The organism is Vibrio sp. 1402 (assembly GCF_033340275.1).
Map to the genome: position 1 here is coordinate 1 of NZ_JAWOWE010000064.1, position 1,248 is coordinate 1,248.

A 1,248-nucleotide genomic window follows, 5' to 3' on the forward strand; every position below is an offset into this window, starting at 1 on the left:
GGAGTAAGCTGAGTGCCAATCACGCCAGACCGGATCGAAACCTTTCGCTCTGATCATGTCTTCTACCGATGCCGCGCTACGCTCGTCACTGATTTCGAACTGTTCCAGTTCCACCTCTTCGGTCGCATAACCACCGGGTTGTGTTTTCGATGCCGCAGACATACTCGTAATGCCTAACGGTAATACATTGTCGCGAAACTGCGGTGATTCGCGCGTCGACAATGACAACTCCACTTCCGGATTAAACAGCCGATAGGCGCAAATCAATTGCACCAACTGCTTATCCGTCATGACGGATTTCGGTTGTAATCCCGACGCAGGTGCATTACCGGCACAAGGGCGTAAACGAGGAAAAGAAATCGAATAACGCGATTGCCAATAAGTACGCTCAAGGTAATCCAGATGCGCAGCAGCAAAAAAGCAGTCGGTGCGCCACTCTTCCAAACCAATCAAAGCGCCAATACCGATTTTGTCGATCCCCGCTTTTGCCAACCTATCAGGCGTTTCAAGCCGGTATCGGAAATCCATTTTGTTGCCACGTAAATGATGCTGAGCATATGTTTTGGGATGATAGGTTTCTTGATACACCATCACCGCATCAAGGCCCAATGTTTTGAGTTCGGCGTATTCGTCCTGATCCAACGGTTGGACTTCCATCGCTAAATAATTAAATCGCTGCTTGATGATTGGCACCATTTCGCGAAAGTATTTCATCCCAACTTTGGTCTCATGCTCACCCGTTACCAGTAACACGCTGTCGAACTTCATTCGCTTAATCGCATCAATCTCCGCCTCAACTTCGTCCCTATTCAGCGTTCTTCGCTTTATGCGGTTCTCCATAGAGAAGCCACAATAGGTACAAGCGTTGGCGCAAAGATTAGAGAGGTACAGCGGGATATACAGCGACATAGTGTTGCCAAAACGCTTACGCGTAAGCGAATAAGATAGCTTTGCCATCTGCTCTAAGTACGGTTCAGCTGCAGGAGAAATCAACGCTTTAAAATCTTCCAAATCTCGTTTGGGTTTTGCTAGCGCCCTTTCCACATCCTGCGCCGTTTTAGCATAAATCGACATGGATATGTCATCCCAATCGAGCTGCTGAAAGCGATCATAAAAGCTCATCTTGAACCCTCACTTCTACAGTTCATCGAGAAAAGCCGTTAGCGGACTCGAAGCAACGGCATGAGAAACTTTCCCTGCAAGCCCAGCTTCATAAGCCATACGACCTGACTCGACTGCCATCTTGAA

At 48.0% G+C, this 1,248-nt stretch carries 1 protein-coding gene and 1 pseudogene; both read right to left on the minus strand.

Annotation, left to right across the window (positions count from 1 at the left end; all coding sequences use genetic code 11):
• Window positions 1-1,122 (minus strand): 2-iminoacetate synthase ThiH (thiH, locus tag R7044_RS24115; protein ID WP_225455863.1); only part of this gene is annotated, 1,122 nt, incomplete at its 3' end.
• A gap of 15 nt (window positions 1,123-1,137) precedes the next feature.
• Window positions 1,138-1,248 (minus strand): annotated as a pseudogene (locus R7044_RS24120) (thiazole synthase); the annotation flags it as partial.